The sequence below is a fragment of the Nocardia sp. NPDC058497 genome (genome assembly GCF_042720195.1).
GTDB lineage: Bacteria > Actinomycetota > Actinomycetes > Mycobacteriales > Mycobacteriaceae > Nocardia.
This window is the reverse complement of sequence record NZ_JBHXMY010000129.1, coordinates 1-12,703: the sequence shown is the minus strand read 5'-3', so window position 1 is coordinate 12,703 and position 12,703 is coordinate 1. Positions and strand designations below refer to the sequence as shown.

The window sequence follows — 12,703 nt, the reverse complement described above, 5'->3', positions numbered from 1 at the left end:
GGGGGGCCCCCCCCCCCCCCCCCCCCCGGCCTCACGGAACAAAACGTGCGGGGGCTACCCCGCCAGGGGACTCAGCCCGCGTGCTTCTGCACCAGGTCGCCCACGCGCGGCAGAGCCTCGACGACGTGCTTCTTGGCCGACCCACGCATGGAGGAGTACACCTTCTGCAGGGCGGGGCGGGTCGACGACTCGGCGCGGGCGTCGGTCACGGCCAGCAGCGACTCGGCGACCTCGTCGGACTTCGCGGTCAGCAGGTCGGCGAAGGTGCCGGCACCCGAGGCGGCGAATTCGGCCCAGTACGGCTGGAGCTGGTCGAGCAGCTTCGGCGCCAGCGACGCCAGCGCGTCGGGAACGATGGTCGGGCTGATCTTCTTGACCGCCGCGTAGCCACCCTTCACCGCCAGGCCGGACGCCCCACCTTTGTCCGAGACCTCGGCGTCGAGAACCTCGACGGCGTCGGCAAGAAAAGCCGGACGCTTGGTGTCGTCGAGCAGGGATTCAGACAGCGCTGCAACCACTTTCAGGTTCCTCCGGATCGGTTCGTTGAACGAGCAGCCGCAACTATACGCACAGGGTCCGCGAAACACGCGGTGACCGCTCGAGCTGCGGTGTTACGACCTCGTACCGGTCCGGCGGGCAATAGGGCGATAATCGTGGTCGTGACATTCGATCCGAAGCTGTGGCGGCCCGTCCCCGGGTTCGAGGACCTGACCGACATCACCTACCACCGACATATCGAGCAGGGCACGGTGCGGGTGGCGTTCGACCGGCCCGAGGTACGCAACGCGTTCCGCCCGCATACCGTCGACGAGCTCTACCGCGCACTCGATCACGCGCGGATGTCGCCGGATGTGGGCGCGGTGCTGCTCACCGGCAACGGCCCGAGCCCCAAGGACGGCGGCTGGGCGTTCTGCTCCGGCGGTGACCAGCGCATTCGCGGTCGCAACGGCTACCAGTACGCCGACGGCGAGACCGCCGACACCGTCGACACCGCGCGCGCGGGCAGGCTGCACATCCTCGAGGTGCAGCGGCTGATCCGGTTCATGCCCAAGGTCGTGATCGCGCTGGTGAACGGCTGGGCGGCGGGTGGCGGGCACAGCCTGCACGTCGTCTGCGATCTGACGCTGGCCTCGCGCGAGCACGCGCGGTTCAAGCAGACCGACGCCGATGTCGGCTCGTTCGACGGTGGTTACGGCAGCGCGTATCTGGCGAAGATGGTCGGGCAGAAGTTCGCCCGCGAGATCTTCTTCCTCGGCAGGCCGTACACGGCCGAGGAGATGCACCAGATGGGCGCGGTCAACAAGGTCGTCGACCACGACGAGCTGGAGAACGTCGCGCTGGAGTGGACCGCCGACATCAACGGCAAATCGCCGCAGGCCCAACGGATGCTGAAGTACGCGTTCAACCTGCTCGACGACGGCCTGGTCGGCCAGCAGCTCTTCGCGGGCGAGGCGACCAGGATGGCGTACATGACCGACGAAGCGGTCGAGGGCCGCGACGCGTTCCTGGAGAAGCGCAAGCCCGACTGGGCGCCCTATCCCTGGTACTTCTGAGAACGGACGGTCCCATGGAAATTCTCAACAGCCGGATCATCGTGCGGCCCAGCGACTATGCCACCACGCTGGCGTTCTACCGGGACGGCCTCGGGCTGGCCATCGCGCGGGAGTACCCGGGCGGCACGGTGTTCTACGCCGGGCAGGGGCTGCTCGAGGTCGCCGGGCACGGCGGCAGCGGGGAGCCTGGCCGCTTCGACGGCGCGATCTGGCTGCAGGTGCGCGATGTCGCCGACGCGGCGGCGGAGTTGGCGCTGAAGGGAATTGCGATCGAGCGCGCGCCGGTGCTCGAACCATGGGGACTGTGGGAGATGTGGGTGCGTGACCCGGACGGTGTGGCGATCGTGCTGGTACAGGTTCCCGCCGAACATCCGATCCGGCGGGATCCGCGCTGGTCGGCGGAGTGAACGAGTGGTTGTCGCGGCGGACCCGAGTTGCCGAACCGGGTCCGGCCGCGCACGATAGCTGCGAGCAAGCGCCCGACCGCCGTCGTCCGGACCGCAGTGCGAGTTGTCGTCCATCTACTGAATCGCAGTCGCTATGCCTGCCTTGTGGCGAACCGTCTCCCGGCAAACCGACCCGTTGGCCGGGTCTCGTCGGTCGCATGACACGATCGAAGCCGTGAGGGAGCGCAACAAGCTGTATCGGGAGGTGGTGGCGTGAGTAGGACCCTGCGGACGCTGCAGATGCCGACCGGTTCCGGTGTCGGCGAAGTGCTTCCCCATCTGCGTCAGGCGCTCGACGGCAACGGCCCGGCCTGGTTGCCGATTCCGACCACCGATCGCCGCGAGGCGCGCAGGCTCTCCGACGCGCTCAAGCCGGGCGATCCGATCGACGACGACGTCGCGCTGGTGGTGACGACCTCCGGCACCACCGGTATTCCCAAGGGCGCGCTGCTCGGCGCCGAAGCCCTGCGGGCCAGCGGCAATGCCACCCACGACCGGCTCGGCGGGCCGGGCAGCTGGCTGCTGGCGCTACCGACCCACCACATCGCGGGCATCCAGGTCCTGCTGCGCAGCATCCTGGCCGGCACCGAGCCGACCGTGCTCGACGTGTCGGGCGGGTTCCTGCCCGAGGCGCTGGCCGGCGCGGTCGCCGCGATGCGCGGGCCGCGCCGCTATACCGCGCTGGTGCCGACGCAGCTGATCAAGTCGCTGGATTCGCCGGTGGCGGCCAAGGCGCTGGCCGAGCTGGACGGCGTGCTGGTCGGCGGGGCGGCGACGCCGTTGCCCGTCTACGAACGTGCGCTCGATGCCGGCATCACCGTCGTCCGTACCTACGGGATGAGCGAGACCTGCGGCGGCTGCGTCTACGAGGGCGTGCCGCTCGACGGCACCGAGGTGCGGATCGAGGACGGCCGGGTGCTGCTCGGCGGCGCGATGATCGCCCGCGGCTACCGCAACCTGCCCGACCACCCGGCCTTCGCCGAACCCGGCTGGTTCCGCACCGAAGACGCGGGCACCTATGCGGACGGCGTGCTCTCGATCACCGGTCGCCTGGACGAGGCGATCATGACCGGCGGGCTGCTGGTGATTCCGCAGGTGGTGGAGGCCGTGCTGGCCAATCACCCCGGGATCAGGGAGTGCATCGTGCTCGGCCTGCCCGACGAGCGGCTGGGTCAGCGGGTCGCGGTCGCGATCGTACCGGCGCCCGGTGCCGCCCCGACGCTGGACGAGATCCGCGCCCACGTCGTCGCCGAACTCGATTCGATCGCGGCCCCGCGCGAACTGGCCGTGCTCGACGAGATCCCGCTGCGCGGCCCGGGCAAGCCCGACCGCGCCGCCCTGCGCGAACACCTGCTGGCGAACACACCGCACTGATCGCGGCCGCCTCGGTCCGGACTGATCAGCGGGCCGCCGGACGAATGCCAGGCGGGAACATCGAGGCCGCCTCGGCCACGAGCACCAGCGCCCCGACAGCGCGGTGCAAGGGCCGTGCAAGTCGGGCGCTGCACCGTAGGTCGCATGACTTACACACCCACTTCAGCGCTCGCCGTCGAGGCGGACGGTCTGGTCAAGGTGTTCGGCAAGCAGCGCGCCGTGGACGGGGTGAGCCTGGCGGTGCCACGCGGCTCGGTCTACGGGGTGCTCGGACCGAACGGCGCCGGCAAGACGACGACCATCAAGATGCTGGCCACCCTGCTGCGTCCCGACGGCGGTAGCGCGCGGATCTTCGGCCACGACGTCGTCGAGCGGCCTAATGCGGTGCGCTCGCTGATCGGCGTCACCGGCCAGTACGCCTCGGTCGACGAGATGCTCTCCGCCACCGAGAACCTGATCATCTTCGCCCGGCTGCTCGGCCTGAGCAGGCCCGATGCCCGCCGCAGGGCCGTCGAACTGCTGGAAGAGTTCGACCTCACCGAGGCGGCGAACAAGCCGCTCGAGAACTTCTCCGGTGGCATGCGCAGGCGTTTGGACCTCGCGGCCAGCCTCATCTCCACCCCGCCGCTGCTGTTCCTCGACGAACCCACCACCGGTCTCGATCCACGGACCCGCGCCCAGATGTGGGACACCATCCGCAGGCTGGTCACCGAGGGCGCGACCGTGCTGCTCACCACCCAGTACCTCGACGAGGCCGACCAGCTGGCCGACCGGATCGCGGTGATCGACCACGGGCGGGTGATCGCCGACGGCACCGCCGACGAGCTCAAGGCCTCCATCGGCGGTTCCTCGGTGCACCTGACGCTGCTCGACCGCGAACAGCTCGACGAGGCCCGCCGCATCGTCGGCGACTTCCTCGGCGTCGCCGCCCAGATCAGCCCGGAGGCGGGCAGGCTCACCGCGCCGCTCCCCGATCCCAACCTCACCGCCGACCTGCTGATCCGCCTGCGCGACTGGGAGATCGGCGTCGAGGAGATCACCGTCTCCAAGCCCACCCTCGACGAGGTCTTCCTCACCATCACCGGCCACCCGGCCGACGAATCCGACGACACCGAACGGAGCGCGGCATGACCGCAGTCCTCACCGCTCCCGCACCCACCAAGGACGTCGCGCAGGTCAGCGACCGGGTTGGGCTGCGCGAGACGATCTCCACCTCGTTCACCATGGCCTACCGCGGCCTGCTCAAGATCAAGCACAATCCCGAGCAGCTCTTCGACGTGACGGTGCAGCCGATCCTGTTCACCGCGCTGTTCACCTACATCTTCGGCGGCGCGATCTCGGGCAGCGTCGACAACTATCTGCCCGTGCTCATCCCCGGCATCCTCGTGCAGACCGTCGTGCTCACCTCGGTGGTCACCGGCACCCAGCTGCGCGAGGACATGGACAAGGGCGTGTTCGACCGCTTCAAATCCCTGCCCATCGCCCGGGTTTCGGCCCTGGCGGGCGCGCTGCTGGCCGACATGGTCCGCTACGGAATCGCCTCTACTCTGACGATCATCGTCGGCCTGTGCCTGGGCTACCGGCCCGGCGGCGGTTTCGCCGGCGTGCTCGCGGCCTGCCTGGTGGTCGTGGTGTGCTCGTTCGCGATCAGCTGGGTGTGGGCGCTGGTCGGTGTCACCGGTAAGAGTGCCGCCTCCGTGCAGGGCGTCTCGATGATGGTGATGTTCCCGCTGACGTTCATGTCCGGCGCGTTCGCCCCGGTGAGCACCATGCCGGGCTGGATGCAGGCGATCAACCACGCCAATCCGGTGTACTACATGGTCAACACCTGCCGAGACCTGATGAACGCCAACGTCTACAGCGGTGACCTGGTGTGGTCGCTGCTCGGTTCGCTCGCGGTGATCGCGGTGTTCGCACCGCTCACCGTGCGGGCCTATATGCGCCGGGCCTGAACCCGGGCTACCGCAACGGCATCCGATCCGTCAGGGTCGGGTGCCGTTGTCGTGTCCGTCGAGCCGGGAGACGATCTCGACGATGCGGGTGGCTGCGGCCAGCCGGCGCACTCCCGCGGCACGGTGCACGGCCCGCGCCGCGGCGATCTCGCCCACCGTGTCCCGGTGCAGCGCGAGATGGCGGGCCAGCTCCATCGACGGATAATCCTGCCTGGCGACCGAAGACGCCGCGAGGGTGAGCAGTTCCAGGCCTTCCGGGTGCTCGGGCTCAGTCGCCAGCAGGTAGGAACCGACGGCGCACGCGACGGCGCCGATCTGCGGCAGGTCGAGATACTGCGACAGGCGCCGCTCGGTCGTCGCGACGATCTGGGCCACCAGGTCGACGGCGGCGTCGGCCCTGCCGTGCAGCACGTGGGCGCCGAGCGCGGCGGCCGACACCATCATCGCGCCGGGGCCCGGACTCAGTTCGAACTCGGGCCAGCCGAGTAGCTCGAGCGCCCGGTGGTAGTGCCGGAGCCCGGCGTCGACGGCGCCGTCGGCCAGCTCCAGTTCGGCCACCGCGGTCGCGACGGTCGAGAGCCGGTGATTGCGGCGGACGGTGGGGTCGTCGACCTGACCCACCCCCGAATCGTCGGAGCGCAGGACCAACTCGAGTTCCGCCCTGGCCTCTTCGCGGCGGCCGCTGCCGAGCAGGGCCGCGACCAGGTAGCACCGGCTCTCCAGGATCTCGTCGTGGACGCGCAGGCGGTGCATCTGCTCCAGCGCCCCGCGGTAGTACGTCACCGCCTCGTCGTAGCGGGCGGACTGGCCGGACAGCTGGGCCAGGTGCTGGCACACCATCGAGGTACCCCAGACGTCCCCGGTCTCCAGATCGGCCAGCGCGCGCAGCGAGTCGCGGACCGAGCCGGGCACGTTGCCCGCGTTCTCCCAGAAGTTGGCGCGGCCGACCAGGGCGGCGACCCGCTCGGTCGGGTCCGCCGAGCGGACACCGTCGGCGAACAGCCGGCCGACGCGGAACCCGTTGGGCCGCACGGTGATCAACCTGCCGAGCAGGCGCAGCCCTGGATCGAGGCCGGGGTGGGCGAGCAGCCGCCGGGCCCGCAGCCTGGCCAGCGCGACCGGGCGCACGTCGCCGCCGTTGTGGAACATCAGGTGCAGGCAGGTCAGCATGTGCGTGACCATCTGCAGATCGGCGTCCTCGCTCGACGCCGGCGCCGGGGGTGCGATCGCGACCAGGCGCACCGCCCAGCCGATGAACTCCAGATGCGCGCCTCGCATCACCCACACCGTCGCGGTCACCGGGAACACCGTGTACACGGTGTTCGCGTCGCCATGGGCGGTGGCCGTGCGCAGGATCGCGACCAGATTGTCGAGCTCGGCGGTCACCGCGAGCACCATCGGCACCTGGTGGCCCGCGCGATAGTCACGAACGGCGCTGGTCGCGAATTCCCGCGCCCACCTGGCCATCCGGTCACGTACCAGCGCGGTCTCGGCGTCCCCGGTCACGGCGTCGACGGCCGCCAGCTGTTCGGCGCCGAACTCACGCACCGTCTCGAGCATGCGGTAGCGGATGCCGGTGCCGTCGGGGTCGTCGAGGACGGTGAGCAACGACTGGCCGACCAGCCCGTCGATCGCCGCGGCGACGTCGTCTCCCGCCGCGACGACTTCCGCCGCGGACGGGGTGAATCCGGCCGGGAACCGCGACAGTCTGCGCAGCACGACCTGCTGGTCGGGGTCGAGCAGATTCCAGCTCCACGCGATCACCGCGTGCAGCGTTCGATGGCGCTGCGGCGCGGCCCGATCACCGCTGCGGAGCAACGCGAATCGATGCTCGAGCCGGGATTCGATCTCGGCGACGCTCATCGTGCGGACCCGCGCCGCGGCCAGTTCGATCGCCAACGGCAAGCCGTCGAGCGTGCTGCACAGCCGGGCCACGATGTCGGGGTCGAGTCGCGCGTCGGGTCGCACCGCGCGCGCACGTGCCGAGAACAGGTCCGTCGCGGGCGAGCCCGCCGCGTCGACAGCCAGCGGCGCCAGCGGATAGACCGATTCGGCGGTGATCGCCAACGGCGACCGGCTGGTGGTGAGAACGGTCAGCTGGGCGCAAGTGCCGACCAGCTCGGCGACCAGCTCGGCGGCCGACTCGATCACGTGCTCGCAGTTGTCGAGGATCAGCAGCATCGGGCGCGCGTCGAGCGCCTCGCGCAACCGTCCGCGCGCGTCGATCTGCCGTGTAAGACGCAGTCCACCCGGCTCACGCATCACCTCGCCCAGCCCCATCACGTGCCCGATCGCCGCCTCGATCTCGACGCGCGTCTTCGACCCCGCCGCTTCGGCCTGCACCGGCGCCAGCTCGACCAGCGCCACCGGCAGCGTGCCGGTGAGCCTCTCACCGACCGCATTGGCCACCCTGGTCTTGCCGGTGCCGCCGGGGCCGAGCACGGTCGTCACCCGCGAGCGGTGCACCAGCTCGGCGATCGCATCGAGATCGTCGGCCCGGCCGAGCAATTCGTTGGGAGCCGCGCGCAGGCCGACCGCCGTGGACGGGCGGTGTCGCCCGTTAGGCCGATCGAACGGATCGCCGACGCTGTCCGGTGCGCCGGGTAGTCGGTCGGGCGATGCGCCTCGCCCATCCCCCGCGGCATCCGGCCGGCTCTCCGGCAGCGGAATGTGGCCGCCGACGCCACTTGCCTGCGGCCCTTGCCCGGGCGCTGCCTCCCCCGCACCGGGACTGGTCGACGGGAGCCCGCGCGAAGCGGTGGCCGGATCTCGCCATCGACCGTTGTCGGCCGCACCGCGCAGCGATCGAGACACGGCGTCCGGCGCGGACGATTCACTCGGGAGCCGTCGACCCGAAAAGCCGGACGATTGTTCCGATTCCGCGGGCGGGCGATGACCATCGGAAAGAGCGTTCTCGGCGACGCGGACGATGGTCGGATCGCCGCTCGCGGTTGCGACAGCGGCGTGGCGTCGGTAACCGGGCAGGTCGACGGGGTCACCACGCAGGACCGCCGTGTTGAGGGCGAGCAGGGCGGGGCCCGGGTCGGCGCCGAGTTCCTCGATCAGCCGGAGGCGGTAGGCGGCGAACACCTCGAGTGCCTCGTTGGTTCGTCCGTCGACGGCGAGGAGTCGGATCAGGGTGGCGCGGGTCGGCTCGTCCAGTGGCTGGGCGGCCGCTGCGGCGCGGGCGATGGGGATTGCGGCGGCGAGGTCGCCCTGGGCGACGTGGGTGGCGAGTTCGGTGCGGTCGAGGTCGTCGCGTAACTGGTCGGCGGTGGCGCGCAGGTCGTCGGCGGGGCCGGAATCGGGGAGGTCGGCGCCGGGCTCGCCGCGCCACAGCGCGCGGGCGGCGGTGATCGTGGCGAGGCTCGCCGCGGTGTCACCCGAGGCGAGTTGGTCGTCGGCGCGGCGGGCCAAGGCGGCGGCCGCGGTCAGGTCGACGCTGTCGGCGGGCAGGGTCAGCTGGTAGCCGGCTGGGCCGATCTCCAGCGCGCCGTCGGGCAGCAGGGCGCGCAGCCGGGAGACCTGCGTGTGCAGGGCGTTCATCGGCGCGCGCGGCGGCTGATCACCCCAGACCTCGTCGACGAGCGACTGCGCGCTGCGGGCCCGGCCCGGTCGCACGGCGAGTGCCGCGAGCAGCAAACGCGCCCGGGCGCCCGGCAGCGCGAGCAGGGCGCCGTCACGCCGGATCGCGATCACGCCGAGCACCCCCACGACGAGGGGGGAGGCGGCCACCGCGACGGTGGGAGGCGGCCCGTCCGGGCCGAGATGCTGTGCAGACATGCCGGGAGTCATCGTAGGCGAGCACGGCGACGAGCTCCCGTTTCCCGCGGGACGCGACACCACGGGCGCACGCCGCGAAATTGTCGGTACGTCCGCTTAGGCTGACGCGCATGGGCGACTTCGAGGTGACCCGGCGCACAACCATTGCCGCCGAACCCGCACGCATCCACGGCTTCATCGACAACTTCCGCCAGTGGCGACTGTGGTCGCCATGGGAGGATGCCGATCCGCAGCTCGCACGTACCTACACCGGGCCCGAATCCGGCGTCGGCGCTCGCTACACCTGGCGCGGGAATCGCAAGGCCGGTGCGGGCGCGATGGAGATCAAGGCCGACGCGGAACAGGAGATCGGGATCGAGCTGGCCTTCGAGAAGCCGTTCAAGGCCACCAACTTCGTCACCTTCAGCCTCACGCCGGCGGCGGTCGGTACCGAGGTGACCTGGCGGATGAACGGAACGCATTCGGGCCTGATGGGCGTGCTCGGCAAGGTCTTCCCGATCGACAACATGATCGGCAAGGACTTCGACAAGGGCCTGGCCCGCCTCAAGACGATCGCCGAATCCGCCTAGCAGGTTCCCCGGGACTAGGCGTACCTCCGCATTCGCTCCGGCCGTGCGCGAGAGACTGAGGAGCGCTGCGCGCCGGTGCCCCACTAGGCTTCGATCCATGGCTACAGCAGCGGAATGGATCGAGGGCGCCCGACCGCGGACGCTGCCCAACGCGATCGCGCCGGTACTCGCGGGTACCGGCGCCGCCGCATCGATCGACGGGGCCGTCTGGTGGAAAGCGATACTGGCGCTGCTGGTTTCGCTGGCACTGATCGTCGGGGTGAACTACGCCAACGACTACTCCGACGGCATCCGCGGCACCGACGACGTGCGGGTTGGCCCGCTGCGGCTGGTCGGCTCGAAGCTGGCCTCCCCCACCGCCGTCCGCAATGCCGCCGTGCTGAGCCTGGCGATCGGCGCGGTCGCCGGGCTCGTGCTGGCCGTGACGACCGCGTGGTGGCTGGTCCTCATCGGCGCGCTCTGCCTGGCGGGCGCCTGGTTCTACACCGGCGGCAGCAAGCCCTACGGCTACAGCGGTTTCGGTGAGATCGCGGTGTTCGTGTTCTTCGGCCTGATCGCGGTGCTCGGCACCCAGTATGTGCAGGCACTGCGGGTCGACTGGGTAGGGCTGCTGCTCGCGATCGGGGTCGGCGCGTTCTCCAGCGCGGTGCTGGTGGCCAACAACCTGCGTGACATCCCCACCGACACCGAAGCAGGGAAGGTCACCCTCGCGGTGAAACTCGGCGACGCGCGCACCCGCACCCTGCATCTGGTGCTGCTCGCGGCGCCGTTCGTGATCAGCCTCACGCTGATCGCCCGCACGCCGCTGGCGCTGGCCGGACTGCTGGCGTTGCCGCTGGCGATCCGGGCCAACGCCCCCGTGCGCACGGGCAAGGGCGGGCTGGAACTGATTCCCGCCCTGCGCGATTCCGGGCTGGCGCTGCTGGCCTGGTCGGCGCTGAGCGCGCTGGCCGTCGGACTCGGCTAGTCGCCGTCGGGCAATTCAGCGGAGCCCCAAGCAGCCGCCTGCTAGTCGCCGTCGGGCACCAAGATGCCCAGCACCCAGTTGACCAGCGTGATGATCACACCACCCCACAGGGCCGCCCAGAAGCCGTCGACGCGCAGACCGTAGTCGGTGATCTCGGTGATCTTGGCGGTGAGCCACAGCATCGCCGCGTTCACCACCAGCAGGAAAAGGCCGAGCGTGAGAATCACGAACGGCAGCGACAGAAGTTTCACGATCGGCTTGATCACGGCGTTGACGGCCGTGAACACGAGGGCGACGATGAGCAGGATCAGGGCCTTGCCCCAGTTCCCCCACTCGGACGACCACTCTGGCGGCACGTAGATATCGATTTTGTCGATCCACGCGGCCGCTGCCCAGAGGGCAATGGCGTTGATGACCAACCGTATTGCTAGCTGCATACACGCCATGCTAGGCGTACCTCCGCCTTCGCTCCGGCCATGCGCGAAAGACTGAGGAACACTGGCGCGTCTGCGCCCATTGGCCCGGAAACGGACATTGCGGCCGGACTGACACACACCCGACGCGGAACTCACGCCGCGCGGTCGAGCATTCCGTAGATGTCGGTGCGCAGCGCGGAGGCTCCGTCGCTGCCGCCGAGCAGGTCGGTGGTGGCCGGGTCGGCGGCCCGCAGGATTCCGAGCAGCAGGTAGGCAGTGGAGATCTCGCGCTCCTTGCGGTGGATCGCCTCGCGCAGGGCGAGTTCGAGCGTCTTCTTGGCGGTGCCGGTGAACGGGATGTGCCCCGCGCCGAGCATTCGGCCGAACACACCACGCTTGACCTCCGGTTCGGCCCGATCCCAAGCATCCGGGCCGAAGTTCTCGGCGATGCTGGCCTGCACCGCGTCCAGGTCGATGCCGATCGAGCGCAGGGCCTCGGCGTCGTCGGCGCCCAGCGGCGTCACGCTCGCGCGTTCGGCCAGGGCGGTACGCACACCGTCGGCGGTGATGCCGCGGGCGTCGAGCACCGTCCGCAGGCCGGGTTCGGCGTTGGACACCACGCCGAGCAGCACATGCTCCGGCCCGATCCGCTTGGCGCCCAGTTCCTTGGCGTCGTCCTGGGCGCTGACCACCGCCACCCTGGCATGTCGCGTGAATTTCTCGAACATCAGCGGGTTCCGCCCTTCCGATTGTGTTTCTGATGCACCGCCTGCTTGCTCACCTCGAGCGCTTCGGCAATCGCCTGCCACGACCAGCCGTTGGCCCTGGCATTGGCCACCTGGATGGATTCGAGCCGGTCGGCCAGCCTGCGCAGGGCGAGCACCGCGCGCAGACCGACCGCCGGATCGGGATTACCCGCCGCCGAGGCGAGCGTTGTTGCATCGGTCATGGCGTCAATTTTGATTGACGAACATCGGGTTGTCAACAAAAATTGACGACGCGGCTCAGCTCAATCGGTAGACGAGTTTGGCGAACTGGCCCAGCTGTTCGACGTCCACCAGCCGCATCTGATCGGACAGGATGCGGCGTGGCAGCAAGGGGGCGCCGCCACCGAGTGTCACCGGCGCGATGCCGACGATCACCTCGTCGAGCAATCCGGCGTCGGCGAACTGTCCGGCGAGGTCGCCGCCGCCGATGATCCAGATGTCGCGATCAGCCGCGGCGGCGACCATCTCTTCGTGCACCGGCCCGACCTCGCCCGCGACGAAACGCACATTCGCTCCGGGTATCTCGGGCAGCTCACGATGGGTGAACACCCAGGTCGGACGGTCGCCGTGGTTCTCGTGCCAGGCCTCGGGCGGATTGTTGGCCGCCATCCACTCGTAGGTCGTCGACCCCAGGCACAGGGCGCCGACGCCGAGCAGAAACTCGCTGACATCGCCTGTCGCGGTGTCGCCAGCGGGGACGGCCATCAGCCAGTCCAGCGAATTGTCGGGGTCGGCGATGTAGCCGTCGAGGCTGGTGGCGGTGTAATAGCGGGTCGTCATGGACACCGATCCTGACAGGGCAAAAAGCGAACCACCCTCAGGGTTGTCGCGTGGCCCGGGGCCGTGACCCCTGGGGGGGGGGGGGGTGTGGGCGGC

At 70.0% G+C, this 12,703-nt stretch carries 13 protein-coding genes; 7 read left to right on the top strand and 6 right to left on the bottom strand.

Translation table 11 applies throughout. The features are described from left to right. Nucleotides 1–71: 71 nt before the first annotated feature. A complete protein-coding gene (locus ACFWPJ_RS11860) occupies nucleotides 72–518 on the bottom strand; it encodes a DUF6918 family protein (RefSeq protein WP_378849928.1) in 447 nt (148 codons plus the stop codon). Between the two features lie 141 nt (nucleotides 519–659). Between ACFWPJ_RS11860 and ACFWPJ_RS11855 the strand changes: the two genes are divergently transcribed. The 5 genes from ACFWPJ_RS11855 (at nucleotide 660) to ACFWPJ_RS11835 (ending at nucleotide 5,325) form a co-directional block, all read left to right on the top strand. Then, nucleotides 660–1,553, top strand: coding sequence for a 1,4-dihydroxy-2-naphthoyl-CoA synthase (locus tag ACFWPJ_RS11855; RefSeq protein ID WP_316576188.1), 894 nt, complete (start codon nucleotides 660–662; stop codon nucleotides 1,551–1,553). A 14-nt stretch (nucleotides 1,554–1,567) separates the two neighbouring features. Continuing rightward, the gene (locus ACFWPJ_RS11850; protein WP_378849927.1) at nucleotides 1,568–1,960 is read left to right on the top strand and encodes a VOC family protein; all 393 of its coding nucleotides are present in this window, start codon (nucleotides 1,568–1,570) and stop codon (nucleotides 1,958–1,960) included. Nucleotides 1,961–2,239: 279 nt separating this feature from the next. Then, the gene (gene menE, locus ACFWPJ_RS11845; protein WP_378849929.1) at nucleotides 2,240–3,373 is read left to right on the top strand and encodes an o-succinylbenzoate--CoA ligase; all 1,134 of its coding nucleotides are present in this window, start codon (nucleotides 2,240–2,242) and stop codon (nucleotides 3,371–3,373) included. Nucleotides 3,374–3,517: 144 nt separating this feature from the next. Further along, nucleotides 3,518–4,504, top strand: a complete 987-nt coding sequence (locus ACFWPJ_RS11840; protein ID WP_378849926.1) for an ATP-binding cassette domain-containing protein — start codon at nucleotides 3,518–3,520, stop codon at nucleotides 4,502–4,504. Next, a complete protein-coding gene (locus tag ACFWPJ_RS11835) occupies nucleotides 4,501–5,325 on the top strand; it encodes an ABC transporter permease (protein WP_378849924.1) in 825 nt (274 codons plus the stop codon). Before ACFWPJ_RS11840 ends, ACFWPJ_RS11835 begins: the two co-directional genes overlap by 4 nt. A gap of 30 nt (nucleotides 5,326–5,355) precedes the next feature. Here the strand turns inward: ACFWPJ_RS11835 and ACFWPJ_RS11830 are convergent, their stop codons facing one another. Then, a complete protein-coding gene (locus ACFWPJ_RS11830) occupies nucleotides 5,356–9,108 on the bottom strand; it encodes a BTAD domain-containing putative transcriptional regulator (protein ID WP_378849922.1) in 3,753 nt (1,250 codons plus the stop codon). 110 nt (nucleotides 9,109–9,218) lie between these two features. Here ACFWPJ_RS11830 and ACFWPJ_RS11825 point away from each other — a divergent pair, with 110 nt between their 5' ends. Both ACFWPJ_RS11825 and ACFWPJ_RS11820 read left to right on the top strand, forming a co-directional pair. Continuing rightward, nucleotides 9,219–9,677, top strand: a complete 459-nt coding sequence (locus tag ACFWPJ_RS11825; protein WP_378849921.1) for an SRPBCC family protein — start codon at nucleotides 9,219–9,221, stop codon at nucleotides 9,675–9,677. A 97-nt stretch (nucleotides 9,678–9,774) separates the two neighbouring features. Beyond that, nucleotides 9,775–10,644: a 1,4-dihydroxy-2-naphthoate polyprenyltransferase gene (locus ACFWPJ_RS11820; RefSeq protein WP_378849919.1), complete on the top strand. Its 870-nt coding sequence runs from the start codon at nucleotides 9,775–9,777 to the stop codon at nucleotides 10,642–10,644. Between the two features lie 41 nt (nucleotides 10,645–10,685). Here ACFWPJ_RS11820 and ACFWPJ_RS11815 read toward each other — a convergent pair whose 3' ends face one another. From ACFWPJ_RS11815 to ACFWPJ_RS11800, 4 genes are all read right to left on the bottom strand, one after another. Next, on the bottom strand, nucleotides 10,686–11,081 hold the full coding sequence (locus ACFWPJ_RS11815) for a phage holin family protein (RefSeq protein WP_378849917.1): 396 nt from the start codon (nucleotides 11,079–11,081) through the stop codon (nucleotides 10,686–10,688). A gap of 131 nt (nucleotides 11,082–11,212) precedes the next feature. After that, the gene (locus ACFWPJ_RS11810; protein WP_378849915.1) at nucleotides 11,213–11,788 is read right to left on the bottom strand and encodes a Clp protease N-terminal domain-containing protein; all 576 of its coding nucleotides are present in this window, start codon (nucleotides 11,786–11,788) and stop codon (nucleotides 11,213–11,215) included. Beyond that, nucleotides 11,788–12,009 (bottom strand): helix-turn-helix domain-containing protein, encoded by a 222-nt coding sequence (locus ACFWPJ_RS11805; RefSeq protein ID WP_189025545.1) that lies wholly within the window; start codon nucleotides 12,007–12,009, stop codon nucleotides 11,788–11,790. The genes ACFWPJ_RS11810 and ACFWPJ_RS11805 overlap by 1 nt, the downstream gene beginning before the upstream one ends. A gap of 55 nt (nucleotides 12,010–12,064) precedes the next feature. After that, nucleotides 12,065–12,607 carry a dihydrofolate reductase family protein gene (locus tag ACFWPJ_RS11800; protein WP_378849913.1) on the bottom strand — a complete coding sequence of 181 codons (543 nt, stop codon included), beginning with the start codon at nucleotides 12,605–12,607 and terminating at the stop codon, nucleotides 12,065–12,067. Nucleotides 12,608–12,703 lie beyond the last annotated feature (96 nt).

Coding starts and splice junctions, on each gene's coding strand:
- ACFWPJ_RS11850 (WP_378849927.1), top strand. CDS start 1,568: ATGGAAATTCTCAACAGCCGGATCATCGTGCGGCCCAGCGACTATGCC.
- menE (WP_378849929.1), top strand. CDS start 2,240: ATGCCGACCGGTTCCGGTGTCGGCGAAGTGCTTCCCCATCTGCGTCAG.
- ACFWPJ_RS11840 (WP_378849926.1), top strand. CDS start 3,518: ATGACTTACACACCCACTTCAGCGCTCGCCGTCGAGGCGGACGGTCTG.
- ACFWPJ_RS11835 (WP_378849924.1), top strand. CDS start 4,501: ATGACCGCAGTCCTCACCGCTCCCGCACCCACCAAGGACGTCGCGCAG.
- ACFWPJ_RS11830 (WP_378849922.1), bottom strand. CDS start 9,108: ATGTCTGCACAGCATCTCGGCCCGGACGGGCCGCCTCCCACCGTCGCG.
- ACFWPJ_RS11825 (WP_378849921.1), top strand. CDS start 9,219: ATGGGCGACTTCGAGGTGACCCGGCGCACAACCATTGCCGCCGAACCC.
- ACFWPJ_RS11820 (WP_378849919.1), top strand. CDS start 9,775: ATGGCTACAGCAGCGGAATGGATCGAGGGCGCCCGACCGCGGACGCTG.
- ACFWPJ_RS11815 (WP_378849917.1), bottom strand. CDS start 11,081: ATGCAGCTAGCAATACGGTTGGTCATCAACGCCATTGCCCTCTGGGCA.
- ACFWPJ_RS11810 (WP_378849915.1), bottom strand. CDS start 11,788: ATGTTCGAGAAATTCACGCGACATGCCAGGGTGGCGGTGGTCAGCGCC.
- ACFWPJ_RS11805 (WP_189025545.1), bottom strand. CDS start 12,009: ATGACCGATGCAACAACGCTCGCCTCGGCGGCGGGTAATCCCGATCCG.
- ACFWPJ_RS11800 (WP_378849913.1), bottom strand. CDS start 12,607: ATGACGACCCGCTATTACACCGCCACCAGCCTCGACGGCTACATCGCC.